Source organism: Sphingosinicella microcystinivorans (assembly GCF_003634215.1).
In the GTDB taxonomy this organism is placed as follows: domain Bacteria; phylum Pseudomonadota; class Alphaproteobacteria; order Sphingomonadales; family Sphingomonadaceae; genus Sphingosinicella; species Sphingosinicella microcystinivorans.
Genome location: NZ_RBWX01000007.1, coordinates 1,746,364 through 1,769,893 on the forward strand (window position 1 = coordinate 1,746,364; position 23,530 = coordinate 1,769,893).

General features: G+C 62.9%; 25 protein-coding genes and 3 tRNA genes. 11 read left to right on the plus strand and 17 right to left on the minus strand.

Annotated elements, in window-relative coordinates; translation table 11 throughout:
- Positions 1 to 57: 57 nt before the first annotated feature.
- The 3 genes from DFR51_RS08275 to DFR51_RS08285 are packed head-to-tail and all read right to left on the minus strand — an operon-like array spanning position 58 to position 3,428.
- Positions 58 to 1,287, minus strand: a complete 1,230-nt coding sequence (locus DFR51_RS08275) for a pyridoxal-dependent decarboxylase, exosortase A system-associated (protein ID WP_121049116.1) — start codon at positions 1,285 to 1,287, stop codon at positions 58 to 60.
- Positions 1,284 to 2,774, minus strand: coding sequence for an acyl-CoA ligase (AMP-forming), exosortase A system-associated (locus DFR51_RS08280; RefSeq protein WP_121049119.1), 1,491 nt, complete (start codon positions 2,772 to 2,774; stop codon positions 1,284 to 1,286). The genes DFR51_RS08275 and DFR51_RS08280 overlap by 4 nt, the downstream gene beginning before the upstream one ends.
- Positions 2,775 to 2,777: 3 nt before the next feature.
- Positions 2,778 to 3,428, minus strand: coding sequence for a hypothetical protein (locus tag DFR51_RS08285; protein ID WP_121049122.1), 651 nt, complete (start codon positions 3,426 to 3,428; stop codon positions 2,778 to 2,780).
- 107 nt (positions 3,429 to 3,535) lie between these two features.
- Here DFR51_RS08285 and DFR51_RS08290 point away from each other — a divergent pair, with 107 nt between their 5' ends.
- From DFR51_RS08290 to DFR51_RS08300, 3 genes are read left to right on the plus strand one after another with little or no spacing between them, the layout of a single operon-like run.
- A complete protein-coding gene (locus DFR51_RS08290; protein ID WP_121049124.1) occupies positions 3,536 to 3,805 on the plus strand; it encodes an acyl carrier protein in 270 nt (89 codons plus the stop codon).
- Positions 3,806 to 4,483 carry an alpha/beta hydrolase family protein gene (locus DFR51_RS08295; protein ID WP_121049127.1) on the plus strand — a complete coding sequence of 226 codons (678 nt, stop codon included), beginning with the start codon at positions 3,806 to 3,808 and terminating at the stop codon, positions 4,481 to 4,483.
- Entirely contained in the window at positions 4,480 to 5,247 is a 768-nt protein-coding gene (locus tag DFR51_RS08300; RefSeq protein WP_145987967.1) for a hydrolase 1, exosortase A system-associated, read from the plus strand. Before DFR51_RS08295 ends, DFR51_RS08300 begins: the two co-directional genes overlap by 4 nt.
- Positions 5,248 to 5,304: 57 nt before the next feature.
- Here the strand turns inward: DFR51_RS08300 and DFR51_RS08305 are convergent, their stop codons facing one another.
- From DFR51_RS08305 to DFR51_RS08315, 3 genes are all read right to left on the minus strand, one after another.
- The gene (locus tag DFR51_RS08305; protein WP_121049132.1) at positions 5,305 to 6,036 is read right to left on the minus strand and encodes an Npun_F0296 family exosortase-dependent surface protein; all 732 of its coding nucleotides are present in this window, start codon (positions 6,034 to 6,036) and stop codon (positions 5,305 to 5,307) included.
- Between the two features lie 139 nt (positions 6,037 to 6,175).
- Positions 6,176 to 7,204 (minus strand): alpha/beta fold hydrolase, encoded by a 1,029-nt coding sequence (locus DFR51_RS08310; protein ID WP_121049135.1) that lies wholly within the window; start codon positions 7,202 to 7,204, stop codon positions 6,176 to 6,178.
- 93 nt (positions 7,205 to 7,297) lie between these two features.
- Positions 7,298 to 7,374, minus strand: a tRNA-Met gene (locus DFR51_RS08315).
- Positions 7,375 to 7,504: 130 nt separating this feature from the next.
- On the opposite strand from DFR51_RS08315, the gene DFR51_RS08320 reads away from it, so the two are divergent.
- From DFR51_RS08320 to DFR51_RS08340, 5 genes are all read left to right on the plus strand, one after another.
- Positions 7,505 to 8,440 carry a sulfotransferase gene (locus DFR51_RS08320; protein WP_243445420.1) on the plus strand — a complete coding sequence of 312 codons (936 nt, stop codon included), beginning with the start codon at positions 7,505 to 7,507 and terminating at the stop codon, positions 8,438 to 8,440.
- 138 nt (positions 8,441 to 8,578) lie between these two features.
- Complete coding sequence (locus DFR51_RS08325; RefSeq protein ID WP_121049998.1) at positions 8,579 to 9,508, plus strand: isoaspartyl peptidase/L-asparaginase family protein; 930 nt, start codon at positions 8,579 to 8,581, stop codon at positions 9,506 to 9,508.
- Positions 9,505 to 10,737 (plus strand): NAD(P)/FAD-dependent oxidoreductase, encoded by a 1,233-nt coding sequence (locus DFR51_RS08330; protein WP_121049142.1) that lies wholly within the window; start codon positions 9,505 to 9,507, stop codon positions 10,735 to 10,737. Before DFR51_RS08325 ends, DFR51_RS08330 begins: the two co-directional genes overlap by 4 nt.
- 19 nt (positions 10,738 to 10,756) lie before the next feature.
- Complete coding sequence (locus tag DFR51_RS08335) at positions 10,757 to 11,692, plus strand: NAD(P)H-dependent flavin oxidoreductase (RefSeq protein WP_420853155.1); 936 nt, start codon at positions 10,757 to 10,759, stop codon at positions 11,690 to 11,692.
- A gap of 46 nt (positions 11,693 to 11,738) precedes the next feature.
- Positions 11,739 to 12,191 carry a DUF3775 domain-containing protein gene (locus DFR51_RS08340; protein ID WP_243446551.1) on the plus strand — a complete coding sequence of 151 codons (453 nt, stop codon included), beginning with the start codon at positions 11,739 to 11,741 and terminating at the stop codon, positions 12,189 to 12,191.
- Here DFR51_RS08340 and DFR51_RS08345 read toward each other — a convergent pair whose 3' ends face one another.
- The 6 genes from DFR51_RS08345 to folK all read right to left on the minus strand — a co-directional run bounded on the left by DFR51_RS08345 (position 12,192) and on the right by folK (position 17,813).
- Positions 12,192 to 14,090, minus strand: a complete 1,899-nt coding sequence (locus DFR51_RS08345; RefSeq protein WP_121049148.1) for a GtrA family protein — start codon at positions 14,088 to 14,090, stop codon at positions 12,192 to 12,194.
- On the minus strand, positions 14,087 to 14,794 hold the full coding sequence (locus DFR51_RS08350) for a class I SAM-dependent methyltransferase (protein WP_121050004.1): 708 nt from the start codon (positions 14,792 to 14,794) through the stop codon (positions 14,087 to 14,089). Before DFR51_RS08350 ends, DFR51_RS08345 begins: the two co-directional genes overlap by 4 nt.
- A gap of 16 nt (positions 14,795 to 14,810) precedes the next feature.
- Entirely contained in the window at positions 14,811 to 15,803 is a 993-nt protein-coding gene (locus DFR51_RS08355; protein WP_121049151.1) for a glycosyltransferase family 2 protein, read from the minus strand.
- Positions 15,804 to 15,903: 100 nt separating this feature from the next.
- The gene (locus DFR51_RS08360) at positions 15,904 to 16,962 is read right to left on the minus strand and encodes a phosphatase PAP2 family protein (protein ID WP_121049155.1); all 1,059 of its coding nucleotides are present in this window, start codon (positions 16,960 to 16,962) and stop codon (positions 15,904 to 15,906) included.
- Between the two features lie 211 nt (positions 16,963 to 17,173).
- Positions 17,174 to 17,249 (minus strand) — tRNA-Lys (locus DFR51_RS08365).
- Between the two features lie 51 nt (positions 17,250 to 17,300).
- The gene (folK, locus tag DFR51_RS08370; RefSeq protein WP_121049158.1) at positions 17,301 to 17,813 is read right to left on the minus strand and encodes a 2-amino-4-hydroxy-6-hydroxymethyldihydropteridine diphosphokinase; all 513 of its coding nucleotides are present in this window, start codon (positions 17,811 to 17,813) and stop codon (positions 17,301 to 17,303) included.
- 23 nt (positions 17,814 to 17,836) lie between these two features.
- On the opposite strand from folK, the gene DFR51_RS08375 reads away from it, so the two are divergent.
- Both DFR51_RS08375 and DFR51_RS08380 read left to right on the plus strand, forming a co-directional pair.
- Complete coding sequence (locus DFR51_RS08375) at positions 17,837 to 18,490, plus strand: uracil-DNA glycosylase (protein ID WP_121049161.1); 654 nt, start codon at positions 17,837 to 17,839, stop codon at positions 18,488 to 18,490.
- A 3-nt stretch (positions 18,491 to 18,493) separates the two neighbouring features.
- Positions 18,494 to 19,072 carry a lambda-exonuclease family protein gene (locus tag DFR51_RS08380; RefSeq protein WP_121049164.1) on the plus strand — a complete coding sequence of 193 codons (579 nt, stop codon included), beginning with the start codon at positions 18,494 to 18,496 and terminating at the stop codon, positions 19,070 to 19,072.
- Positions 19,073 to 19,078: 6 nt separating this feature from the next.
- On the opposite strand, the gene aguB is transcribed toward DFR51_RS08380, so the two are convergent.
- From aguB to DFR51_RS08400, 4 genes are read right to left on the minus strand one after another with little or no spacing between them, the layout of a single operon-like run.
- Positions 19,079 to 19,927 carry an N-carbamoylputrescine amidase gene (aguB, locus tag DFR51_RS08385; RefSeq protein ID WP_121049167.1) on the minus strand — a complete coding sequence of 283 codons (849 nt, stop codon included), beginning with the start codon at positions 19,925 to 19,927 and terminating at the stop codon, positions 19,079 to 19,081.
- A complete protein-coding gene (locus tag DFR51_RS08390; RefSeq protein ID WP_121049170.1) occupies positions 19,924 to 20,898 on the minus strand; it encodes an agmatine deiminase family protein in 975 nt (324 codons plus the stop codon). Before DFR51_RS08390 ends, aguB begins: the two co-directional genes overlap by 4 nt.
- Positions 20,895 to 21,638 carry an RlmE family RNA methyltransferase gene (locus DFR51_RS08395; RefSeq protein ID WP_121049173.1) on the minus strand — a complete coding sequence of 248 codons (744 nt, stop codon included), beginning with the start codon at positions 21,636 to 21,638 and terminating at the stop codon, positions 20,895 to 20,897. Before DFR51_RS08395 ends, DFR51_RS08390 begins: the two co-directional genes overlap by 4 nt.
- 1 nt (position 21,639) lies before the next feature.
- Complete coding sequence (locus DFR51_RS08400) at positions 21,640 to 22,692, minus strand: Ppx/GppA phosphatase family protein (RefSeq protein WP_121049176.1); 1,053 nt, start codon at positions 22,690 to 22,692, stop codon at positions 21,640 to 21,642.
- A gap of 191 nt (positions 22,693 to 22,883) precedes the next feature.
- Here DFR51_RS08400 and DFR51_RS08405 point away from each other — a divergent pair.
- Positions 22,884 to 22,957, plus strand: a tRNA-Gln gene (locus DFR51_RS08405).
- Between the two features lie 148 nt (positions 22,958 to 23,105).
- Here the strand turns inward: DFR51_RS08405 and DFR51_RS08410 are convergent.
- Positions 23,106 to 23,519: a DUF3597 domain-containing protein gene (locus DFR51_RS08410; RefSeq protein ID WP_121049179.1), complete on the minus strand. Its 414-nt coding sequence runs from the start codon at positions 23,517 to 23,519 to the stop codon at positions 23,106 to 23,108.
- Positions 23,520 to 23,530 lie beyond the last annotated feature (11 nt).

The window sequence follows — 23,530 nt, forward strand, 5'->3', positions numbered from 1 at the left end:
GTCAAAAGGTTACGGCATCGTTCTTTTCCCGACCTTTCCAATAGCAAATTTTGCTATTTACGCAAGCATTTCGGCGGGAGGGTCGTGGCTCAGGAAGGCTGTTGGACTGGCGGTAAGGCCATAGGCGCCCGCCATGAAAACCGCAATGATGTCCCCGACTTCGGTGGCGGGTAGAACGACCTTGTCACCCAGCTTGTCGAGCGGTGTGCACAGGCAGCCGACAACGTTCAGATTCTCCGCATCCCGCGCCCCGAAACGGCTTGCATTCACAAGGGGATAGTTGCGCCGGATCACCGTGCCGAAGTTGCCGCTTGCGGCGAGCTGGTGATGCAGGCCGCCGTCGGTGATGATGAAGACTTCGTCCTGGCTCATCTTCCGGTCGATCGCGCGCGTCAGATAAACGCCGCTTTCGCCGACCAGATACCGCCCGAGTTCCACGACGAAACGTGTTTCCGCCAGGATGGGATCGCGCGCGGCGAGGGCCTTGCCGAGCGCCTGTCCGACGGCGGCGAGGTCAAGCGACTGATCGCCCGGAAAATACGGCAGGCCGAAGCCGCCTCCGAGATTGACGAGCGGCGGCGGCACCTCCGCATACTCCGAAAGGTCAGCGACAAGGTCCAGCGTCTTCCTCTGCGCCTCGATGATCGCCTCCGCGGAGAGGTTCTGCGACCCGGCGAAGACATGAAACCCCCGGAAATCGGCACCTTCGGCTGCAATTTCTGTGAGCAGTGCCGGCACCTTGTCGGCATCGACCCCAAACGGCTTCGCCCCGCCGCCCATCCGCATCCCGGAGGCCTTGAGGTCGAACGGCGGATTGACGCGCACGGCAGCACGCACTCGCTTCCCGAGCCTGTCACCGATCGCCGCGGCGCGTGCGAACTCCCGCGCGGATTCGATGTTGAGCGTGACACCCGCACCGATCGCGAGCTCCAGCTCGAAATCGCGCTTCCCCGGCCCTGCGAAGCTGATATGCGCCGGATCAACACCGGCCGCGAGCGCGACACGCAGTTCGCCCGCCGAAGCGACATCGAGCCCATCCACCTGCCCCGCCATCCACGCGACGAGCTGCGGCATCGGATTCGCCTTCATGGCGTAATGGATGCCGACCTCGGTCGGCAGAGCCGCGCGCAAGTCCGCGATTTTCGCAGCGATAATCGCCCGGTCGTAGATGAAGAGCGGCGTCCGCCCGCCTGCCGCCGCGATCCATTCGCCCACGGTGCGCCCTGCGATCGCGAGTTCGCCGTCCTGTTCGCGGAACAGCGGATGGATTCGCGGATCGCGGCTCATTGAACGTGCCTCGCGCGAAGTGCCGCGCGGTCGATCTTGCCGTTCGGATTGCGCGGCAAGTCGGTCTCCCAGATGAAGTGGCGCGGCACCATATAGGCAGGCACTAATCCGGCAAGCTCCCGCCGCGCAAGCGCCTCCGCTTCCGCCTCGCCGAGCCCGGCGGCCCGCACGCCCACAGCGACCATCGCCTGGCCCAGCCGCTCGTCCGCCACGCCGAACACCGCGACCGCGCTCACGGCGCCGGTCGCGAAGATCGCTTCCTCCACCTCCGTGGGGCTCACGCGATTCCCTGAGATCTTCATCATCTCATCGTCGCGGCCGACGAAATAGAGCAGCCCTTCCCCGTCCCGCATCACCGTGTCGCCCGACCATACGGCCATGCCCGTGTGTTCGAAGAACGCAGGCGCGGGGCGAAAACGCACCGCGGTCCGCTCGGGGTCGTTCCAATAGCCCTGCGCGACCAGCGGCCCGGCGTGAACCAGCTCGCCCGGCTCACCCGTCGATGCGGATGTTCCATCGGCGCGCAAAACATGCAGTTCGGCGCGGGGAATCGCCCTGCCGATCGAATCAGGGTGGGAATCGACGAGCGCCGGATCGAGGTAGGTCGAACGAAACGCCTCGGTGAGACCGTACATCAGGTAGATTTTCGTATCGGGCAGAAGTGTGCGCAGGCGTTTGGTCAGTGCTGCAGGCATTCGCCCGCCAGAGTTCGTGATGTAGCGCAGACCGCGCGCCTCTGCGGGCCACTCCACCTCGGCAAGCTGCATCCAGAGCGGCGGCACGCCGGCCAGCGCGGTTGCCTTGTGCCGGGCCACCGCCTTCACGACGTCGCGCGGCAAGAGATAGTCGAGCAGGATCCCCGCCCCGCCCTGTTTCAGTGCTGTCAGCACCTGGTTAAGGCCGTAATCGAACGCAAGCGGCAGCACGCACAGGATGCGCTCTTCAGCGGTGACGCCGAGATATTCAGACACGCTTGCCGCACCGAGCACGAGATTGGCGTGCGAGAGCATCACGCCTTTCGGCCGCCCGGTGCTGCCCGAGGTATAGAGAATCGCGGCAAGGTCCTCCGGCGTACGGTCCACCGCCACAGGCGCACCCGTCATCAGCGCGCCCCAGTCCTTCTCCGCGCGCAGCACACGGCATGCCCGCGGCGTGTTGCGCAGCGTCTCCGCACGCGCATTGTTGGTCAGCAGCACCGTCGCGCCGCTGTCGGCAAGGATGTGCTCGACCTGCGGCGCCTTCAGTACCGGATTGACAGGGATCGCGACCGCACCGGCCCGCATCGCGCCCAGCAGCGCCGCGATATTACCCGTGGTCTTGCTGAGCCACACCGCGACCCGGTCACCGGGGCGAACACCGGTCGCGGCAAGCCCGCTCGCCATCTGGCCGACGAGCGCTTCGAGTTCGGCGTAGGTTGTGGTGTGCGCGCCTTCGATAAGCGCCGCGCGCGCACCGTCGTGGCCGAGATGAAGCGCATCAACCCGCATGGTTCAGCGGCCCCTCAGGTCGCAGACCGCAGGCGTCCCCGCCCCGGCACGAACAGCCGCCGGCCGCACGCCCGTCGCGACCTGGAGTGCGCCAAGCCTTGCCGCTGCGAGCATACCGAGCGTTCTGCCGCCCATGCGCTCATGCGGGCGCAGCGAGCCGAGATTGTAGTCCGCAATACGGCTCAACGAGCGTTTGAGGCCCTGCGCCGCGAGCCAGGCACCGGTTCCCGCCCACAGCGCCGCGAACGCACGGCCGAGCCTCCGGTCCTCGCGTATCCAGAGCCCCGTATCCCACGCCGCGTCATCGGGGAGCAGAAACCGCACGTCCACCTCGTCCTCGTCATATTGCCCCCGCGCCAGCCAGTTGACCCCGACCAGCACCTCGCCATCGAACGCGCCGAGGCAGATGAGCCCGCGCGCAAACCGATCTGCCTGTACGTCTAGGGGGGCATCAATGACTAAAGTCTTGAGTTCGCCTGCGGAAAGTTCACGCACCACATGGCCGCGCGGCATTTTGGGCATACCCGAGAGCGGCACGGCGATCAGCCGGTAGCGATGCCAGGACACGCCCGGAATCCGCGCCGCCACGCGCCCGAGCGCGTAAGACAGCGTCGTCGCCGTACCCAGCGTCCGCCATGTTTCCCGAAACGACATCCGCCCCTTTGTCCGCCCCTCTACGCTCCGCCGTCTGGCCTGCATTTACCTCTGCAAACGGCGCCAGTATACCGCCCGCGGGCAACGACAGTGCATACAGGGTTGAGATGACAGCAGACACCGCTTCCCACGCCGATCAGATGCGGCGCATTCTCATCGAGGTGCTGGGCGTTCCCGAAACGGCCGCCGCCGGTCTGGATGCGTCCTCGCCGCTGTTCGGCGCGCTGCCCGAGATCGATTCGATGGCGGTTGCGGGCCTTCTCACTGAGATGGAAGACCGCTTCGGCATCGTGATCGACGACGATGAAGTCGATGCCGATCTTTTTGCCACGTTCGGCAACCTCGTCGATTTCATCGCGCGGAAGGCTACCGCCTAGGTGGATCCGTTCCGGTTCACGCTGCTCAGCGCCGGGCCATACGACCTGCCGACGATCCTGCGCGGCCCCGATACCGGGCCGTGCGTCCTGTTCCTGCCGCCACTGTTTGAAGAGATGAACCGCACGCGGCGGCTGCTCGCCGATCTCGGCCGCGCGCTCGCGGCGCGCGGAATCGGCAGCCTCCTTCCAGATTTGCCGGGCACGGGCGATGCGGCGGGGGTGCCCGATGTGGCGGCGTGGCAAACTGCGACGGCGCATCTGATCGAAGCGCTCGCGCAGCGCCCGCTTCGTGTGGTCGCCGTGCGCGGCGGCGCCTTGCTTACGGACGGTTCCGGAAGCCAAGGCCTCTACCGCATCTCTCCCGCCGCCTCCGGCGCCAGCCTCCTGCGCGAAATGATGCGCGCGCAGGCGATCGCGGATCAGGAACGCGAGGGCGTTCGCGTCTCGCCGTCGGTTTACGAAACTCGCTTTGGGCGCGGCGAAACGGTCGCGCTGACCGGCTATGACGTAACGCCCGCGCTAGCCGCGCAGCTCACGGCCTTGACGCTACCGGAAGCTGCCGTGTCGCTGCGCGTGTCCTCGGTGGAAGGCCCGCCGGTCTGGCGTCAGGCCGAGCCCGCCCCGGCTCCGGCATTCGCCTCCGCACTTGCGGACGACATCACCGGGTGGATGCGATGATCCGCCCGCTCGCCATATCCTGCGGAGGAACGCCCCTCGCCGCCACGCTTCACCCCGGCGAAGCGCCGCGCGCCGCGCTTATCGTTTCGGGCGGCGTCCAGACAAGGGTCGGGCCGCATCGGCTGTTCACCCGGCTTGCGGAGGCGCTCGGCGGCCAAGGAATGGCCGCGCTGCGCTTCGACCGGCGCGGCGTTGGAGACAGCGAGGGCGAGGACACGGGCTTTCTCGGCAGCGCGGACGACATCGCCGCCGCCGCATCCGTGCTTCGCACCGAAGGCAGCTCGGATATCGTCGGCATCGGCCTTTGCGACGGCGCGGCAGCGCTCGCGCTGTTCGGTGCTGCAAGCGGCATTCAGCGCCTCGTCCTGCTCAATCCGTGGAGTTTCGACAGCGATGTCGCCGAAATGCCGGCCGCCGCGCAGCGCAACCGCACGCTGAAACGCCTTCTCGATCCGCGCAACTGGCTACGTATCCTGTCTGGCGGGATCGATGTGAAGGGTGCGCTGAAAACCCTGCTCAACAGAGACACCGCCCCGGAAAGCGCCCTTTCCGCGCGCCTCATCGTTGCGATCAACGCGTTTCCGGGGCCCATCCTCGTGCCGCTCTCACGCGGCGACGCGACGGCAGAGGCGTTCGCCGCGCTGCTTCCCGCGCTCGGCGCGCACGTCCAACCCGTATGGCTCGAAAACGCCGATCACACGCTGACCCGCCCCGAAGCGCGGCAAGCGCTCTTCACGGCAATTACAGACTGGCTCGCCAAATAGCATCGCGCCGGGATGGACCAGCCACCCCGGCGCGAAGTTCAGCGATCAAAGCGTGCTTCAAGCCTTGCGGCGACGCGCCACCACTGCAAGTGCGAGACCAAGGCCGAGGAGGCCGAGCGCACCCGGTTCCGGTACGTCCGTCACGGGCGTCCCGTCACCCTTGTCCTTGAAGAAGCCGACCGTGTGATTGTCGGATTCATACCCGGCACCGCCCGGCGCCTGGATGAACTCAATGCGGTCGAACGTGCCGCCATCGTAGAAGAAGTTCAGGAAAACGTAGGGTTCGCCCGCGTTCTCGCCCGTCACCGGGTGGCCCCAGTAGTCGGGCTGGCCGCTGACAAGCGCGAGGACGTTCACGGGGGCGAAGGCGAAAACCTCCGAAGCGCCGCTGTAGAACTTCACGGTGTTGCCCGCGTCGAGCGCCGACAGCCAGTAGCCGAAGTAGTTCACACCGGCGCTGCCCGACTGCGTGATGTCGATCGAGTAGCTCAGCGTGCCGTAGCCGAGGCCCGCAACCGCATAGTCCGAACCGCCGTCGCCGCCATACTGGTTCGCGCCGATCACCTTCACGTCGTTGTAGGTCAGTTCGATCGTATTGCCGTCATAGGTGAACGACGAGGTGAAACTCGTGTCCCCGGCTTTTCCATTGAACGTCTCGACGCCATAATAGTCGAAGGTCGCCGTCGTATTCGTCGCACCCGGCGCTTCGTAAGTAACGCTCATCGTCGCAGCCTGTGCGGTCGACGCCGCAAACAGAAGCGCTGCTCCACCGATCATCTTGATGTTCATCGCAACACAACTCCAAATCTCTTGTATTGCGCAAACAACAAGCAACCGGTGTGCCAATTTTCAAATTTGTCGAAATATTAGGTCAAGTAATGGTTAACCGTTAAGTAACGGAAAAAGACATGTCAAAAATTCCGACACTCTACCCTTTTGTACCGCTGCGGACTTTGCCCACCACTTCGTTCACCGCGCTTACAACAGCATCCGGGCGGTCGATCTGGATATAGTGCCCTGCATCGGGAAGGATTTCATGCCGTGACTCTGTCGACCAGCGCGCTTCGTCACGGTGAAGATCAACCCACTTCTGCATTTGGACACGGCCTTCCGCTTCCGTGATGCCCTGTGCCGCCAGGGCTTCCTTCGGATAGGGCTTCGATCCGGTGAGCACGACAAGCGGCCGATCGCCGAGGCTCCTGAGGGCGCCGCCCTGATGAAGCGTCGTTTCCAGCGAGTCGAGCTCATCGAGCATACCGGGCATGCTGGTGGGCGAATAAGCCTTGCGCTGCGGGGCGATGGGGCTGTCCTCTTCGGGGAAAAGCGCCCCCGAAAGCACGCGGGGCAGTCCTGTCCAACCGAGCGCACCCATGGCCCGCGCTGCAAGCGGCAGCTCCACTTTCAGCTTTTTCTCGCCGGGCTTGGCCAGCTTCTCGAGTTGATCGGGATGCGATGCGTCCACGAACACCAGCCCGGCGACCGATGCGCCGAACTGGCGCGTGTAGTTCATGATGTACGGGCCGCCGAGCGAATGGCCGACGAGAACGAGAGGTCCGTCGACGCCTGCTGCGGTCAGCGCCGCGTGGAGGTCCTGCGCAACATGATCACCGTCGCGCACGTCCGGCGACGGGTCGCTCCACATGATTCCGGCGCGGTCGTAAGCGCAGGTGCGCGTCGTCTTCGCAAGTGTATCGTGCACCTTGTACCACGCCAGCGATCCATTGAGGTCTAGCCCGGATTCGAGGATCACGGTCGGCGAACCGCCGCCCCGGCAGTCCAGATGGATCCTGCGTCCGCCGATATCGACCAATGTTCCCGGCGCCGAATACTGAAAATCCGCGCTGCGCCGCGCGAAGAACTCGTAGACCGCGCCAACGAGCACGGCGAGCAGCAGAAATACGAAAAGCCCGATCGCGACACGGCGAGCCCACAACCACATCTTCGAGCCGAGCGTCATGAGCTTTCTCTTCGGGACAAATTTTTTCCCAAACTGCCATCAACGACATAACATCGCAAGGCAGACAAGCCGCACCGTATCGGTTGTGTGGGTTGGTAGCGGAGGAGGGACTTGAACCCCCGACACGCGGATTATGATTCCGCTGCTCTAACCAGCTGAGCTACTCCGCCCCGAAGACCTGTTGGGCCCGAAAGCGGGGGTCATATAGGCGCGGGGGCTTCCCCGGTCAATCGTTCCTCGGCACTCGCCCGTTAGAGGTTCAATCCATTTCGATTCCGCGCTACTATGCAACTGGGCAGAATGGGGAAAAACGTGAAACCGGGGAGGGATATCGCGCGCGCCGTGTTCGCGCAGCTTGAGCCTATCGCGCGCCGAATTGCGCCAAAACTTGATATTCCGCCTATCTTCATCGTGGGCCTCCCGCGCGTCGGCTCCACCCTCGCCTCCATTCTGGCGACCCGGCATCTCCGATGCGCATATTTTTCGAACCTCCTGATGGCAACGCCCGCAAGCCCGGTGTTGACGGCAATGCTTGCCGGGCCTCGGCGCGCGTTCGGCGGCACCGATGATCTTGCAAACCGTTTCGGCGAGACCAACTGTTCGCAGGGGCCGAGCCAGGGCTACCGGTTCTGGAATCTGCATCTCGGCACATCGGAGACCCCCGCCCCGCTCGACGAGGCCAGGAAGGCCATGATGCGCCAGACGATTGCCGCGCTTCAGGGCATCGCGGGCGGCCCCTTTATCAACAAGTGGCAGAAGAATGGGCTCCGCATCCCGTTTCTGGCGGATTTGTTCCCGGGCAGCGTCTTCATCGAGATAACGCGCGATCCGCTCGAAACCGCGCTCTCGATCCTTTCGGCACGGCGCCAGAGCCATGGGGGCGAGGCCGGCTGGTTCTCGGTGCGCCCCTCGACGCTGGAGCTTTCCGACTATTTCAGCGTCCACGAGCAGATCGCCGCTCAGGTTTCAGCGACGCGCGCGATTATAGACCGCGACCTGGGCGGGCTTCCACAGGCCACTGTTCAGACCTACGCCTACAAGGCCATTTGCGACGATCCGAAGGGGTGGTTGGGCCTCGTGGCTTCGCGCTACGAAGCGGCCACTGGCATACCGATCGCGCTTAGAGACGCTCCGACGCAGAAACTCAGCGCAAGCCGCCCCCGCGCGGAAAACGCGGATCAGCGCCTTCTCGATGCCGCCCTCGCGCGGTTCGAAGGCGCGTTTCCCGCATCCTGATAGCGACCTGTTGCGCTCCTTCCCCGCACTGGGTAAGCCCTGCGCCAACGGTTGGGGGAAAACTGGGCCATGATGCGAAATTCGCTTGGCATTGCAGCCGCCTTCGCCGCCTTTTTCATTTCGAATGGGGCCTTCGCCATGCAGGATTGGACGCTTCTCATCCACGGCGGCGCCGGGGCGATGGCACCGGGCAAGCTGGAGCCGGCGCAGGACGCCGCCCGCCGGGCCGGGCTCGCGGCTGCGCTTGAAGCCGGGAAGGCTGTGTTGGCATCTGGCGGCAGCGCGCTAGATGCCGTTGAGGCCGCCGTAAAGGTTCTGGAGGACGATCCCGGTTTCAATGCTGGCCGGGGCTCAGTGTTCACCTATGAAGGCGTGAACGAGCTTGATGCCGCCATTATGGACGGCCGCAACCGCGCGGCTGGTGCGGTTGCAGGCCTCACCCGCACACGCAATCCCGTCACTGCGGCCCGCGCCGTGATGGAAAAGAGCCCGCACGTCATGCTGCAAGGGCCCGGGGCAGACCGCTTCGCCCGCGAGCGTGGCCTTGATCAGGTCGATCCTTCATACTTCCGGACTGAGGAGCGCTGGCAGCAACTCCAGAAAATGAAGGAGAATGCAAAGACCGGTGCGGTGTTCGACGCCGACATGAAATACGGCACTGTTGGCGCCGTCGCGAAGGATGTGCATGGCAACCTCGCCGCCGCCACGTCGACTGGCGGGCTTACGGGCAAGCGCTGGGGCCGCGTTGGTGATTCGCCCGTGCTCGGTGCGGGCACATATGCCGACAACCGCGGCTGCGCCGTCTCGGCGACAGGATCGGGCGAATATTACATCCGTGTCGGCGTTGCGCACGAAATCTGCGCGCGCATGCGTTTCGGCAAGGAAAACGTGCAGACAGCGGTCGACGCCGTACAGGCAGAAGTGAAAGCTCTTGGCGGCGTCGGCGGTGTCATCGCCGTATCTCCAGACGGCACGTCGGCCTTTTCGTTCAACACGCCCGGCATGTATCGCGGCCGTGCAACCTCCGGCGGAGAATTCGCCGTTCATATCTATGGGGATGAAGATTGAGCACAAGCGACGTTCTGATCGTGGGCGCGGGACAGGCCGCCGCCCAGGCCGCCATCAGCTTGCGGATGGCGAATTTCACGGGCACCATCACCATGGTCGGCGCCGAAGCCGTTCCGCCCTATGAACGCCCGCCGCTCTCCAAGGATTACCTTGCCGGCGAAAAGGAAGCCCCCCGGCTGCTACTCCGTCCGGAGACGTTCTGGGCGGACAAGAACGTCACCCTGCATCTCGGCACGCGCGTCGTCGCGGTGAACCCCGAAGCACGCACCGTCACAACGGATGCGGGCGAGCATCTCGGCTACGGCGATCTCATCTGGGCAGCCGGCGGCAGCCCGCGCCCCCTGCCCCTGCCCGGCGCTGACAGCCACAACGTCCACATGATCCGCACGATCGCGGACGTCGATGCGCTCCGCGCCGACCTTGAAGGCGGCGGGCCGGTGGTGATCATCGGTGGCGGCTACATCGGCCTTGAGGCGGCGGCTGTCCTCGTCAAACAGGGTCACAAGGTCACGCTGCTCGAAGCGCTTCCGCGCGTGCTCGCGCGCGTTGCCGGAGAGACGGTGTCCCGCTTCTATGAAGAGGAGCACCGCGCCCACGGCGTCGACCTGCGCCTCTCCGCCGCCATTGAAGCGCTGGAAACAGATGCCGGCCGCGTCACGGCTGTACGTCTCGCCAGCGGCGAGCGGCTTCCCGCGGCCGCGGTGATCGTCGGCATCGGCCTCATGCCTTCGGTCGAGCCGCTTCTCGATGCGGGGGCGAGCGGCGGCAATGGTGTGGATGTCGACCCTTTCTGCCGCACGGCCCTTCCCCACGTCTACGCGATCGGCGATTGTGCGGCCCACGAGAGCCGTTTCGCGGAAGGCGCACGTATCCGCCTCGAGTCGGTGCAGAATGCCGTCGATCAGGCGAAAACCGCTGTCGGCGCCATCCTCGGCAACCCGCAGCCCTACACGGCGACGCCGTGGTTCTGGTCCAACCAGTATGACCTCCGCCTGCAAACCGTCGGCCTCTCCACGGGCCACGATGCCACCGTACTTCGCGGCGAACCGAGCGCGCGCAGCTTCAGCCTTATCTATTTGAAGGGTGGCCGGGTCATCGCGCTCGATTGCATCAGTGCGGCGAAGGATTTCATTCAGGGGCGTGCACTCGTCGAAAAAGGCGCGGTCATCGAGCCCGCCCGCCTCGCCGATGCCGGCACACCGCTGAAGGAGCTCCTGGCCGCATCATAGGGAGTTTCTCGCCTTGACCATGCCAGCGCTGTTTCGTGGGCGGCTTTCGATCCCGGTGATCGGGTCGCCGCTGTTCATCATTTCGAACCCCGATCTCGTCATTGCGCAGTGCCGCGCGGGCATCGTCGGCAGCTTCCCGTCGCTGAACGCACGCCCGCTGGCGCAGTTCGAAGAATGGCTGCAGCGCCTTTCAAGCGAGCTGACGGAGAAGGACGCGCCCTACGCGGTCAACCTCATCGTCCACAAGTCGAACGACCGGCTGATGGACGACCTCGCGCTCTGCGTGAAATACAAGGTGCCGCTCATCATCACCTCGCTCGGCGCGCGCGAGGATGTGAACGCAGCGATCCACAGCTACGGCGGCCTCGTCTTCCACGATGTCATCACGGGCGCCTTCGCAAGGAAGGCCATCGAAAAGGGCGCGGACGGCCTCATCCCGGTCGCGGCAGGTGCGGGCGGCCATGCCGGCACGCTCTCCCCCTTCGCGCTCGTGCAGGAAATCCGCGAATGGTTCGATGGACCGATCGCGCTTTCCGGCTCCATCGCGACCGGCAGCGCCGTGCTCGCCGCCCAGGCCATGGGCGCCGATTTCGGCTATATCGGCTCGGCCTTCATCGCCACCACCGAAGCGCGCGCCGACGAGCGCTACAAGCAGATGATCGTCGATAGCCGCGCGTCGGACATCGTCTATTCGAACCTCTTCACCGGCGTGCACGGCAACTACCTTGCCCCGTCCATCGTGAATGCGGGCCTTGATCCCGCGAACCTCCCCGTCAGCGACCCGTCGAAGATGGACTTCGGCAGCGGCGGAAACACCGGCGCCAAGGCGTGGAAAGACATCTGGGGCTGCGGCCAAGGCATCGGCGCAGTGAAGGCCGTTCTCCCCGCCGCCGAACTCGTCGCCCGCCTGAAACGCGAATACGACGCCGCAAAAGCGAAACTCTGCGCCGCCTGAACCGTTCTTTTTGACGAGCCTCAAGAAAGTGCCGCGCACCCGTGGCATGATCGGCTTCAGGAAGCAGAGACTCGAAGGCAAGGATCGGAGCCGCACGATGGAACTGACGATTTCGCTCGAAGACGTATGCCGCATCGTGCTGAGGGCACGCGAATACGACGCACAGGTTCCCGCGGTCGATCCCGACGACAGCTCGAACATGGCCGATGACAAGGCCGTGGATGTCCTGGAAGATTCCACGAACACCTCTGTCGAGGAAGAGCTTCGCAGCATGATCGAGGACCTGAACGACGACGAGCAGGTCGAACTCTACACGCTCATGCTGCTCGGCGCCGGCGACTACGACGCCGCCGAATGGGAGGAAGCCATCGCCACCGTCACCGACGAAATCCGCGACATCCCCGATGCCCTCATGCGCACCCCCATGCTCGCCTCACTCCTTGAAACGGGGCTCGCGGCGTTCGGGTTGGACTGCGACGGGATCGGGACGGCGGGTTAACTACCGCGGCGCGTCTGGCTGGTCTACGCGAACCCAGAGCACGTAGCCCTGAATAGTAGCGGCCTTGCGATAGTTTTTCCAAACATCCGCAAACCGAGGATCGGCAGAGAGATATGCGAGATAGTTGAACTTTCCATCAACAAAGTATGATTTCCGTTTCCGCTCGTCGATGAAAACATGGCCAGGCTTGTAAGCAATTAAATCGTCCACCGTTGCACGGCGGGAATAGTTCAATATTTCCCTCACTTTTCTGCATGAATTGTGATCGTTTTGGCAATTGGAACCAGCAAGCCGACCAACCGCACCGGGAACCAGCCATTGGGCTGGAAAGCGGCTTGTCCAGGTTGCACCAGTCAAGTTGACAAAAGGGAAGCTCGCCCTGAGATTCGATGACAATACCAAAACGGACGGGGCAACGCCGGGCACCGGGTAGGAAGCGAGGAAGGGGCGAAGGAGCCGTGACTTGTATGGCCCCTCAATGACAGGCGGCAAAACCATCACCGCGAGTGCCATAATCGCCGTCACCGTGTGGAGTTTCTTTGAAAAACCTCGCACAATCATCACGCAGAGCGTGAGTAACAGGAATACGTTCATCGGGTATGCGTGCGAGGGCCAGCCCTTGAATTGGACCAAATAGGCACCGCAAAAGCCGCTTGCCACAGCGGCAAATCTAAGCGTGTAGGAATTTTTGGAAAGTTCAAACTGAAGAACCAGTAAATACAAAACAACCGGAAATACTAAAAAATGCAGCTTCGTCACAACCAATAAATATGCATATCCATAGGCATGGTAAACCTCTGCCGCCATTGGAACAATATGCTCCACGTACTCCTGATGAAAAACAATTATAAAAGCGAAGTAAAATATACACAAAATTGCAATTGTTATATTTTCTATACAAAAAACACGCCTTACGCTCCTTTTCTGTAAATACGTCACTACCGTGACGATCAGCGGTGCAAACAGAAAATAGGGCTTCATCGCCAAACCAAAGAACGCAAATACGCCGAGGGCAAAAGCTTCTAAGGGCTTTCTCTTGGAGCCCGAAACGTCGAGACAAAGTGCTAGGAAATACGGCAGCGAAAAAATGATCATGAGATGTTCGCGCTGGCCAACGAAAGGGATTGGCAGCACGATCAGCGATGCGATCGCACCCGCAAAAAGGGCGATGCGTTCGATCCGTGTTAAATCATCGCTTGCCGAGATGATCCGTCCAGACCACACAAGAGATACGAACAGAAGGGCTGCGGTATAAAGCAAAAATGCTTGCGTACTCCCGTCTCCTACCCATTGAGATACGAGAATCGGTGGAGCCGTTACATAGAACGCCAGTGGCGGATTGATTTCGATCACATCGACATAGAGGCGGGCGCCGTTCAGGAATTTTTCCGTAGCGACCAGATACCAACTGGTATCATGATTGAACGGTCGTCCCCAGAAGTAGCAGGCAAACAAAACCGTCGCGGCAAAGCTCCAAGCCATGCAGGATGCGAACATAGTACTTTCATCGCGGCCGCGGGCTGGACGAAACACCCAAAATTTGAATGCGATGAAGTTAAGGCCAGGCACAGCGATGCCGACTAGCGCCAATGCTGCCAGCATCGGCCATTGCAACATCTGTGTGACAACAAACACAATAAAGGACGAGATTGCGAAACCGAGAAGGCTTGCGACTGCGAACCTGCCTAGAGCTTCTGAATGTCCCGCTCGTCTACTGAACGTCCAACTAAAATGGCCAAAGTAAGCAAATACGATCGCGCACATAAAGCCGGCAGTGTTGGCCGTTCCGGGCGCAAAGCCGCCAAGGCTATTGGCCAGATAAGCCGCAATAAGATGAAGAGCCGTCGCGGCCAATCCCACCGTTCCAAAACGGCCCGCCTGCACTGCAAGTGCGGTCATGATTTCCGCAGCGAAGCGTAAAGAGAGAGTCCGAATGGCAAGGACACATTCCCGACAATCCAACGCTCCAGCCCGAATACGCTGGCCAAGGCAGCATTGACGACAGGATGAGGCATCATGTCGGTCTCGGCATGGGTATGAAAAATCCGCTCCATCATTCGCTGGGCCACGGCTAGCGGGAACAACAAAGTGTTGAAGTACGACAACTCGACCACTTCCAAGCCCGCCTTCTTTGCGGCTTCACGAAGGGAAGCGGCGGTGTAGCGGCGCTGATGGTGGTGCAATTCGTCATGGCGCGACCAAAGCCAAGGCATAGCGGGCACTGTCAGCAGTATTCGCCCGCCTTCGGCAAGTCGATGAGACAATGAGCGTAGTGAATCACTGTCTCGTTCCACGTGTTCGAGGACGTCGAACATCGTGATCAGATCAAAGCTTTTCTCCTCAAACGGAATGCGGTCGGGCATCTCGCCAAAGAGGATGTCTCCGGTCCATTTTGCACGCGCGCTTTGTCGCGCACCGGCATCATATTCAAACGCGTGTACGTTTCCGAATTCGGCCAATAAGGGTAAATTTCCGCCGGTACCGGAACCCGCATCGAGGAGAAGTGGCGCACGCGCCTTGTTCTTAAGATTCCGAGCCAGCAAACGCCTCAGAACATGCCGCCGACCCACGAACCACCAATGTTCGTCTTCCTGCTCAGCCATGCGCGTGTAGACGGCTCTATCCACGAGACACCTTCGATTGATCTGAAGCGTCTATGCCAAACGTGTGTTCGACGATGTAAAGAGGCCTTCCGCGTACTTCGGTAGATATGCGCCCGATATACTCCCCAAGAATACCCAGCGAAATGAGGTTCAACGCACCGAGCAGGAGTACCGTTACCATCAGAGACGCATAGCCCGGCACATCAACGTTGCCGAGCAGCTTCGCGACAAGGATGAACCCGGCATAAGCAATCGCGAGCGATCCCAGCACGGTGCCGACATAGGTCCAGATTCTAAGGGGCGCGGTCGATGAAGAAAATATGCCGTCCAGCGCGAAATTCCAGAGTTTCCAATACCGCCATTTACTGGTTCCTTTTGAGCGCTGCTCACGCACAAACGCGACCTCGTCGCGACTAAAGCCCACCCAGGAGAAAAGGGATTTGTTGAAACGAGTCCGCTCTCCCAAGGTTAGCAGCACATCAACAACTTCGCGGTCCATCAGCCGGAAGTCCCCGACATTTGCTGGAATTGGATGATCTGCAAGCCGATTGAAAAGGTCATAAAATCGTCCGGCTGTCAGGCGCTTCAGCAACGTATCCGACGAGCGGTCTATACGCACGCCTCCCACAACCTTGGCCCCGGCCGTCCACTTGGAAATCATTTCGGGAACGACTTCAGGGGGATCCTGCAAATCCACATCCATCGGGATAACAGCATCGCCGGCTGCATATTTCAGACCAGCCGAAAGTGCGGCTTCCTTTCCAAAATTCCTGGATAGGCTCACGAGCTTTATCCGCTTGTCTCGCCGCGCGAAGGTTGAAATGATCGCTGCAGTTTCGTCCCGGCTGCCATCGTCAACGAAAACGACTTCCACCGTGAGCGGTTCGGAAATGCGTTCGCTTGCCGCCTCTACGACCGGCAGAACGCGTTCGAGGAACAAACCTATTGATTCCTGCTCATTCAGAACGGGGACGACCAAAGAAATCCTTTTGGTCCGGACGTTGCGCATGCCGTGTGCCTTGCTTGAATAATTATCGGTATTCAAACACCAGAATAGTTAATTCGCGGCTAAGCCTGCTCCATTGCACGGCTGAATGACACGGTCGCCATCATGCCGTCCGCAAATACCGCTCAACCCCCAACCACACCGCATACGTCCCTGCAAACGCAACCAGCCCGTCCACGGCATAGTGCCAGCCGAGATGAACCGAACCCACAAAAGTCGTGAGCGCGAAGAGCGAGGCGATGATACCCGCCACACGTCCGATACGGAACGCCAGCAGCACGTAAAGAAACGCGATCGCGTTGTGGAGCGAAGGCATTGCGGAAATGCCCATTGAGAAGGCGATCGTGTCCGTCTCGTGCGCCGACCACAGCATGTGCTGCCATTGCAGCGCGCCAAGGCCCATGCCGCCGTTTGCCTTCAATGCCGCGTCGATCGATACCAGTCTCTCCATCAACCCCGCGTATTCAGGGGCAGATGGAGACGCCATGGATGCGAGGAAGCACGGTCCTGCGGAGCTGCCGATGTAGGCGCCGAACACGCCGAGCACGATCCAGATGGCGGTAAAATTCAGGAAGAAGCGCGCGCGTTCGCTGCGCGGCGCGATCAGCGCGAAATAGCCGATTGCCACGGAAAGCCCGAACACCCAGAGCGTATAAAGACGATCGATCACCATCGTGGCGCCCGTCGATCCGAACACCGCGTGGGTCACTTCCCACGGTTGCCGGCCAAGGAACAAAAGCCTGTCAGCCGCGGCGAACAGGTCGTCGAGATAAAACGGCATGATGTGCGGAATCTGCATTTTCAGCATACCCATCGCTGCGAACAGCACCGGCATCAGCGCGAGCGGCAGCAATCGGGAGATGAGACCGCTCGCATCCCGAAGCTGCGGGCGCAGGGCAGCTACCATGCTGGAAAGCGGCTGCGCATCTCCTGAAAGCAGTGCGCGGATCAAATGGTAAAGAAGGCCCAGCGATACCACGAGAGGAATGGCACGAAGCGCCTTGCCTACGTAGTCGGCAACAAGCGTTGCCGTGGACACACCGTTCCACTGCGCCGCCACCTCGGAAACACCGTAGATCCCGGCGACCATCAGAAAGAGCGGCGCAAGCCACACCCACTCTTCGCGCGCGATGGAAAACGGCCTTCCAAGAACAGCGTACATGGACACCCGATCGATAGCTGCAGCTATCTCAGCAGTAGAGACAAGGCGTTAACGATACGTAGAAACCGTGATGCGAACCGCCGAACCGCGCGAGTTTCTTGTTCTCGCGTTGTTTACATCGTGGTGTGACTGACCCGGCCCAGCGGTCAGGCCATTTTTTCGTTCTGTCGGGATGCGGATGCCGGTCATCCAAAATCGAATGACACTGCGATGGTGAGCCCTGCTGGATTCGAACCAGCGACCTACTGATTAAAAGTCAGTTGCTCTACCGACTGAGCTAAGGGCCCTTGCGCCGCGTGGCGTGTGCGGGGCTGATCTATGGAGCGCGGGGGCTTCGGTCAACCGTTTCTGAGACGGGCGTGCATCTGGCGTACGCTAAGGCCCAGTACGGGGTGCCTCCAGTGCGGCGCGACAGCCAGCATCGGGGTCAGCACAAAGTCCCTCATGTGCATGGATCGGTGCGGTGCGGCGATGCCGCGCGACTGCCGCCAGAGCAGCCGTCCCGGCCACACGCCAGCGCCCCAGGCGATGAGGTCGAGGTCGAGCACACGCGCGCCCCAGCGCCGCCCCCGGCGGCGTCCGAAGCTACGCTCCACCGCTTTCAGCGCCGCGACGATCTCGGGCGGCGTGAGGTGCGTCGACGACGTCATGACAGCATTCGCGTAGTCGCGGCCGCCAGGCCCCACGGCGCGTGTCGCCAGAATCGGCGACACCGCGAACGCCGGAAACCCCGCCTCCGCAAGCGCCTTCACGGCAGCACGCACGACACCGGCCGGTCGCCCGTGCCGTCCGTGCGGGCGGTTCGATCCGATGGCGATCACGATCGGTGTTGCGGCGGTTGCTAAGGCCATGCGCGCCGCTTAATCGGAAAGCCATGTTCATGGAAAGCCCGCTTCCCCAAACCGAGCCGCCGCGCGACTGTCCGCGCTGCCCGCGCCTCGCCGATTTCCGCCATGCGTGCCGCGTCGAATACCCGGATTGGTGGAATGCGCCCGTTCCCGCTTTCGGCGACCCCGATGCGTGGCTCGCGGTCATCGGCCTCGCCCCGGGCAAGCACGGCGCGAACCGCACCGGGCGGCCGTTCACGGGCGATTATGCGGGCGACCTCCTCTATGCGACGCTGGACAAGTTCGGCCTTTCAACCGGCACCTATGCCGCCGATCCGCAGGATGGCCTTCGCCTGAAGGGTGCGATCATCCTCAACGCGGTCAAATGCCTGCCGCCGGAAAACAAGCCGACGCCGGAGGAGATGAACACCTGCCGCCCGTTCCTTGAAACGCAGATCGCGGCCCTGCCCCGCGTGCGGGCATTCATCGCACTCGGCCTCATCGCGCACCAGTCGACCCTGCGCAGCTTCGGGCTCAAACCCTCGCATCACAAGTTCGGGCACGGCGCGCGCCATGTGCTTCCCGGCGGCCGCATCCTCTTCAACAGCTATCACTGCTCGCGCTACAACACGAACACGGGGCGGCTGACGGCGCCGATGTTCGAGGATGTCTTCCGCATGGCGCTGAGCGAGGCCGCATAACCCATGCCGTTCTCGGTCGTCGATCTCGATCAGGGGAACGCCCGCTGGCTGCAATGGCGCAGCGGCGGCCTCGGTGCGTCGGATGCGCCCGCCGTGATGGGTGAGAACCCGTGGAAAAGCCGCAAGCGCCTGCTCAAGGAGAAGGTGGATGCGATGGCGGGTGTCGTTTCGCACTGGCGCGGCAATGCGGCGATGTCGCGGGGCAATGCGCTGGAACCGGAAGCCCGGCGGCTCTATGCGGGCCACACCGGCCACAACGTCGCCCCCGCCTGCCTTCAGAGCAATCGCTACGAATGGCTGCGCGCCAGCGTGGACGGCATCTGCTTCACCGCGGGCGCGGTCGTGGAGATCAAGTGCGGCGACAAGGCCTACGCGCACAGCGCCGAAAAGCGCGCGGTCCCGCGCTACTACTACGGCCAGCTCCAGCACATCCTCGCCGTCACCGGCTATGCGCGGATCGACTTCTGGTGCTGGGTGCCGGGCCGCACGCCGCAGCACATCGTCGCCGAACGCGACGCGGCCTACATCGACCGGATGCTCGATACCGAGGCCGCGTTCTGGGACGAAGTGCTGGCGGGGTAAGCCCGCTCAGATATCCTGCGTCAGCCGCCCGTAAAGCTCCGGCCGCCGGTCCCGGAAGAACCCGAACGTCGCGCGGTGCTTCTTCACGCGGTCGATATCGATCTCTGCCGTCAGCACGCCCGTTTCCTGGGCGCCAAATTCGGCAAGGAAGTCTCCGCGTTCGTCGGTGATGAAGCTGTGCCCGTAGAAGCTCATCGCGTCCTCGCTGCCGATGCGGTTCGCGGCGACCACCGGCACGACGTTCGAAACCGCATGGCCGATCATCGCCCGCCGCCACAGCCGCGAGGTATCGAGTTCTTCCGACGCCGGCTCGTCGCCGATCGCGGTGGGGAAGAACAGCACGTCCGCGCCCATCAGCATCATCGCGCGCGCGGTTTCCGGGTACCACTGGTCCCAGCAAACGCCGACGCCGACGGTACCGTACTTCGTCGGCCACACCTTGAAGCCGGTGTTGCCGGGGCGGAAATAGAACTTCTCCGTATAGCCGGGGCCGTCCGGGATGTGGCTCTTGCGGTAGATGCCCATCACCTTGCCGCTGTCGTCGATCATCGCGAGCGTGTTGTAAAAGTGCGGCCCGTCCGCCTCGAAGAAGCTCGTCGGGATATAGACCTTCAGTTCGGCGGCGAGCTTCTGCATCGCCACCACGGCCTTGTGCTCGCCCAGGGGCTTCGCGGTCGCGAAGAAGCGCTCGTGCTGCACCTGGCAGAAATACGGCCCTTCGAAGAGCTCGGGCGGCAGAATGATCTTCGCGCCCTTCCCCGCCGCTTCACGCACAAGTTCGCTGACCCGCGCGATATTGCTGTCGATATCGCCCCCCAGCGGAAGCTGGAGCGCGGCAACGTTCATGGTGCTCATAGCGCGGGAACCTGCTGTGTGATGCAATGGAAGGAGCCGCCCCCGGTCAGGATATGGTTGGCGGGAAGCCCCACCGCCGTGCGGCCGGGAAACAGCGCCTGCACGGCCGCGACGGCGGCTTCGTCGTTCGGCTGACCGTAGATCGGCACGATCACCTTCTTGTTGGTGATCAGGAAGTTCATGTAGCTCGCGGGCACCGCCTCGCCGTCGACCTCCAGCAGACCCGGCGACGGGATCGTCTTCACCTCAAGCCCCGCGGCCTCCAGCGTCCGCCGCGCCTCGGCATAAACCTCGGCGTTCGGATCGTCCGCGCCCGCCGCTTCCGGCACCACGACGACGCCCTCGGCAACGAACCGCGCCAGGTTGTCGACATGCCCGTCAGTGTGGTCGTTCATAAGCCCGTCGCCAAGCCAGATCACCGTATCGAGCCCCAGATCGGCGGCCAGCCGCGCCTCGACATCTGCCTGCGACAGATCCGGATTGCGGTTCGGATTGAGCAGGCACTGCCGCGTCGTCACCACGCGCCCTGTGCCGTCCGGCTCGATTCCGCCGCCTTCCAGCACCCAGTCGTTGCGTACGAGCGGCACGCCCTGCGTTTCTGCGACGAACTCGGCGACCGTATCGTCACCTTCCAGGTCGAATTTGCCGCCCCAGCCGTTGAAGCGGAAGCCCGCCGCGCTGCCGTCTGAAAGGAACAGCGGCCCGGTGTCGCGCAGCCAGATGTCGCCGAACTTGCGCTGATGGATACGCACGGAGGGGTGGTCGGCCAATGCGAACCGCGCGCTCGCCTCCGCCTCGGGACCATCGACGAGGAGCTCTACGGGCTCTCCGCCATCCGCAATGATCGCGGCCACCATCGCGGCGACCTCGGCCTGCGCAGGCTCAAGGTCTTCCTGCCAAAGCGATGCGTCGGAGGGCCACGCCGTCCAGATCGCGGCGTGCGGCGCCCATTCGGCAGGCTGACGTTTCATGAATTCTCCTCTTGCACGAAGTCGGTTTCGTCCGCGCCTCTGCCACTCGAACCCTCCCCAGGCAACGCAGTTCCCTTGAAGCCTTGCGCCACCACATACCATTCGGACGAATCCTTGCGGCTTGCGGGTGGTTTCGTGTGCTTCACCGTGCGGAAATTGCGTTTCAGCTCTGCGACAAGCGCATGGTCTGCGCCGCCCGCCAGCACCTTGGCGACGAATGTACCGCCGGGCGCCAGAATCTCGCACGCGAAATGAAGCCCCGCCTCCACCAGCGCCATTGTGCGCAGATGGTCGGTCTGCTTGTGGCCGATGGTGTTCGCCGCCATGTCTGAAAGCACGAGGTCCGCCGCGCCGCCAAGCGCGGTTTTCAGCGCGTCCGGCGCTTCATCGGCAAGAAAGTCCATCTGCAGGAAGGTCACGCCGGCCAGCGGCTCCATCTCCAGAAGGTCGATGCCCACCACCGCCGCCTTGGGGTGCTTCTCGCGCAGTACCTGGCACCAGCCGCCGGGCGCCGCGCCAAGGTCCACCACACGGCGCACGCCGCGCAGGAAATGATATTTCTCGTCAAGCTCCAGCAGTTTGAACGCCGCGCGCGAGCGATACCCCTGCGATTTCGCCGCCTTCACATAGGGATCGTTGAGCTGCCGCTCGATCCAGCGTGTCGAGGCCGCCGAACGTCGGCGCGCCGTCTTCACCCGCACTTTGCCGCCCACGGAGCGGCCGCCGATACCGTTTGTCATGTTAAAGCCTGTGTCCGTCGCGCCGCATCAGCGTACGCAGAATGCCCTCGCGGATACCGCGATCGGCAACGCACACCTCGCGCGCCGGAAACATCGCAAGGATAGCATCAAGAATGGCGCATCCCGCGATGATAAGGTCGGCGCGCTCGTTTCCGATGCAGGCAAGCGCGGCACGCTCCGCGTGCGCCATGCGCGAGAGCGACGTGCCGACCTCGCGAAGCGCCGCGGCGGGCACGTTGCAACCGTCCACCCTGCGCCGGTCGTAGTGCGCAAGGCCAAGGTGCAGGCTCGCAAGCGTCGTGATCGTCCCCGATGTGCCCAGAAGCTGCAGCGCTTCCGGGCCGCAAGGCGGATGCAGGTCTTCGCGCACGGCCGAAAGATGCTCGGCCACGCGCGCCGTCATCCGCGCATAGGCGGCCGCGCGCTCTTCAATGGTCTCGAAATGCGTCAGCTCGGTTTCGGTGAGCGAAACGACACCCCACGGCACACTTGCCCAGCTCACGATCCGCTCGCGCCCGCCCTCCCCGATCTCGACAAGGATGATCTCGGTGCTGCCGCCTCCGATATCGAAAACCAGCGCGTGTCCGCCGCTGCGGTCCAGCAGCGTCCGGCAACCGAGCACGGCGAGCCGCGCCTCCTCCTCGGGCGAAATCACGTCGAGCGCGATGCCGGTTTCGGCGAACACCCGGTCCACAAAAGCGTCTCGGTTGCTCGCCCGGCGGCAGGCCTCCGTCGCGACGTTGCGGCTCACCCACACGCCCCGGCGGCGGATTTTCTCGGCGCAGGCCTTCAGTGCGGCCACGGCGCGGTCCTGCGCGGCGTCCGAAAGCCGCCCGGTCTCCATCAGCCCTTCGCCCAGCCGCACGATCCGCGAGAACGCATCCACCACATAAAACCCGCCCCGCGCGGGCCGGGCGATCAAAAGACGACAGTTGTTGGTGCCTAGGTCGAGCGCGGCATAGGCGCGCCGCTGCGTCTGACCTGTCTCGCCCCGCAGCAAGGGCGGGGAATCGGCAACGCCCGTGTCGGGCGCGGTATTCACGTCGAAAGGCATGATGGTCGCCCTGTAATCAAGACGGTGAAAGCCCGAAGAGGCCACCACCGTTCACTTGAAAGCGAGGCTAACACTCTTTTGTAAAAATTCGCAACCTCCGCGCACGTGCCGCCCGCATCAGACCGTTTGACATTGGGCGGCCGCCCCCATATTACGCCCACCGCTATCGGGCGGCACCCGCCGCCCATTGGTGCCCTGTCGTCTAATGGTAAGACTACGGACTCTGACTCCGTCAATCGAGGTTCGAATCCTCGCGGGGCATCCATCTATTCCCGGCAAGCTGCGGGATTTACAGGAAAATATAGGGATATAGCGGGATGCGTTCCCACATTCGCTCCCACACCGGCCCAGCACGCCCGCTGTTCAGTGGCCGGGTCATACTTGCCACCGAGCCGTGAAGTTGCCGACTACAGCTAGTCTGTCAGGTTCGCTGGCACCTTGCCACCGTTCTTCGCCAGTTCGCGCATGACGGCCTTGTGCAGCCAAATATTCATTTCTGCGCTGCCGTTGAGTTCGCCGGTATAGCCGAGCTCCTGAGCAAGCTCTTTGCGTTCGGCGAGGCTTGAATCCATTCCGACCAGCTTCATCAGATCGACGATAGATGTCCGCCAGTTAAGCTTCTGACCGTTCTCACTGGCCAGCTCCGAGAGGATCGCTTCTACATCGACTTCGCTAAGCGGCTGCGGGGCAACGGGGGGTGTAGGCTGTGCAGGCTTGGGCGCTGTCGCCGTGGGCGCGACTGGAGCGGCAGGCTTCGCAGGCGCAGCCGGCGTGGCCTTTGCCTTGCGACCAAAGATAGCGTCCTTGATGCGGCCGAATATGCTCATGTCCCGGGTAT

What these genes read in the sequence shown, in the direction of transcription:
- DFR51_RS08275 (WP_121049116.1), bottom strand. Translation starts at nt 1,287, where the DNA reads ATGAGCCGCGATCCGCGAATCCATCCGCTGTTCCGCGAACAGGACGGC.
- DFR51_RS08280 (WP_121049119.1), bottom strand. Translation starts at nt 2,774, where the DNA reads ATGCGGGTTGATGCGCTTCATCTCGGCCACGACGGTGCGCGCGCGGCG.
- DFR51_RS08285 (WP_121049122.1), bottom strand. Translation starts at nt 3,428, where the DNA reads ATGTCGTTTCGGGAAACATGGCGGACGCTGGGTACGGCGACGACGCTG.
- DFR51_RS08290 (WP_121049124.1), top strand. Translation starts at nt 3,536, where the DNA reads ATGACAGCAGACACCGCTTCCCACGCCGATCAGATGCGGCGCATTCTC.
- DFR51_RS08300 (WP_145987967.1), top strand. Translation starts at nt 4,480, where the DNA reads ATGATCCGCCCGCTCGCCATATCCTGCGGAGGAACGCCCCTCGCCGCC.
- DFR51_RS08305 (WP_121049132.1), bottom strand. Translation starts at nt 6,036, where the DNA reads ATGAACATCAAGATGATCGGTGGAGCAGCGCTTCTGTTTGCGGCGTCG.
- DFR51_RS08310 (WP_121049135.1), bottom strand. Translation starts at nt 7,204, where the DNA reads ATGACGCTCGGCTCGAAGATGTGGTTGTGGGCTCGCCGTGTCGCGATC.
- DFR51_RS08320 (WP_243445420.1), top strand. Translation starts at nt 7,505, where the DNA reads ATGGGGAAAAACGTGAAACCGGGGAGGGATATCGCGCGCGCCGTGTTC.
- DFR51_RS08325 (WP_121049998.1), top strand. Translation starts at nt 8,579, where the DNA reads ATGCAGGATTGGACGCTTCTCATCCACGGCGGCGCCGGGGCGATGGCA.
- DFR51_RS08335 (WP_420853155.1), top strand. Translation starts at nt 10,757, where the DNA reads ATGCCAGCGCTGTTTCGTGGGCGGCTTTCGATCCCGGTGATCGGGTCG.
- DFR51_RS08340 (WP_243446551.1), top strand. Translation starts at nt 11,739, where the DNA reads ATGATCGGCTTCAGGAAGCAGAGACTCGAAGGCAAGGATCGGAGCCGC.
- DFR51_RS08345 (WP_121049148.1), bottom strand. Translation starts at nt 14,090, where the DNA reads ATGACCGCACTTGCAGTGCAGGCGGGCCGTTTTGGAACGGTGGGATTG.
- DFR51_RS08350 (WP_121050004.1), bottom strand. Translation starts at nt 14,794, where the DNA reads ATGGCTGAGCAGGAAGACGAACATTGGTGGTTCGTGGGTCGGCGGCAT.
- DFR51_RS08355 (WP_121049151.1), bottom strand. Translation starts at nt 15,803, where the DNA reads ATGCGCAACGTCCGGACCAAAAGGATTTCTTTGGTCGTCCCCGTTCTG.
- DFR51_RS08360 (WP_121049155.1), bottom strand. Translation starts at nt 16,962, where the DNA reads ATGTACGCTGTTCTTGGAAGGCCGTTTTCCATCGCGCGCGAAGAGTGG.
- folK (WP_121049158.1), bottom strand. Translation starts at nt 17,813, where the DNA reads ATGGCCTTAGCAACCGCCGCAACACCGATCGTGATCGCCATCGGATCG.
- DFR51_RS08375 (WP_121049161.1), top strand. Translation starts at nt 17,837, where the DNA reads ATGTTCATGGAAAGCCCGCTTCCCCAAACCGAGCCGCCGCGCGACTGT.
- DFR51_RS08380 (WP_121049164.1), top strand. Translation starts at nt 18,494, where the DNA reads ATGCCGTTCTCGGTCGTCGATCTCGATCAGGGGAACGCCCGCTGGCTG.
- aguB (WP_121049167.1), bottom strand. Translation starts at nt 19,927, where the DNA reads ATGAGCACCATGAACGTTGCCGCGCTCCAGCTTCCGCTGGGGGGCGAT.
- DFR51_RS08390 (WP_121049170.1), bottom strand. Translation starts at nt 20,898, where the DNA reads ATGAAACGTCAGCCTGCCGAATGGGCGCCGCACGCCGCGATCTGGACG.
- DFR51_RS08395 (WP_121049173.1), bottom strand. Translation starts at nt 21,638, where the DNA reads ATGACAAACGGTATCGGCGGCCGCTCCGTGGGCGGCAAAGTGCGGGTG.
- DFR51_RS08400 (WP_121049176.1), bottom strand. Translation starts at nt 22,692, where the DNA reads ATGCCTTTCGACGTGAATACCGCGCCCGACACGGGCGTTGCCGATTCC.
- DFR51_RS08410 (WP_121049179.1), bottom strand. Translation starts at nt 23,519, where the DNA reads ATGAGCATATTCGGCCGCATCAAGGACGCTATCTTTGGTCGCAAGGCA.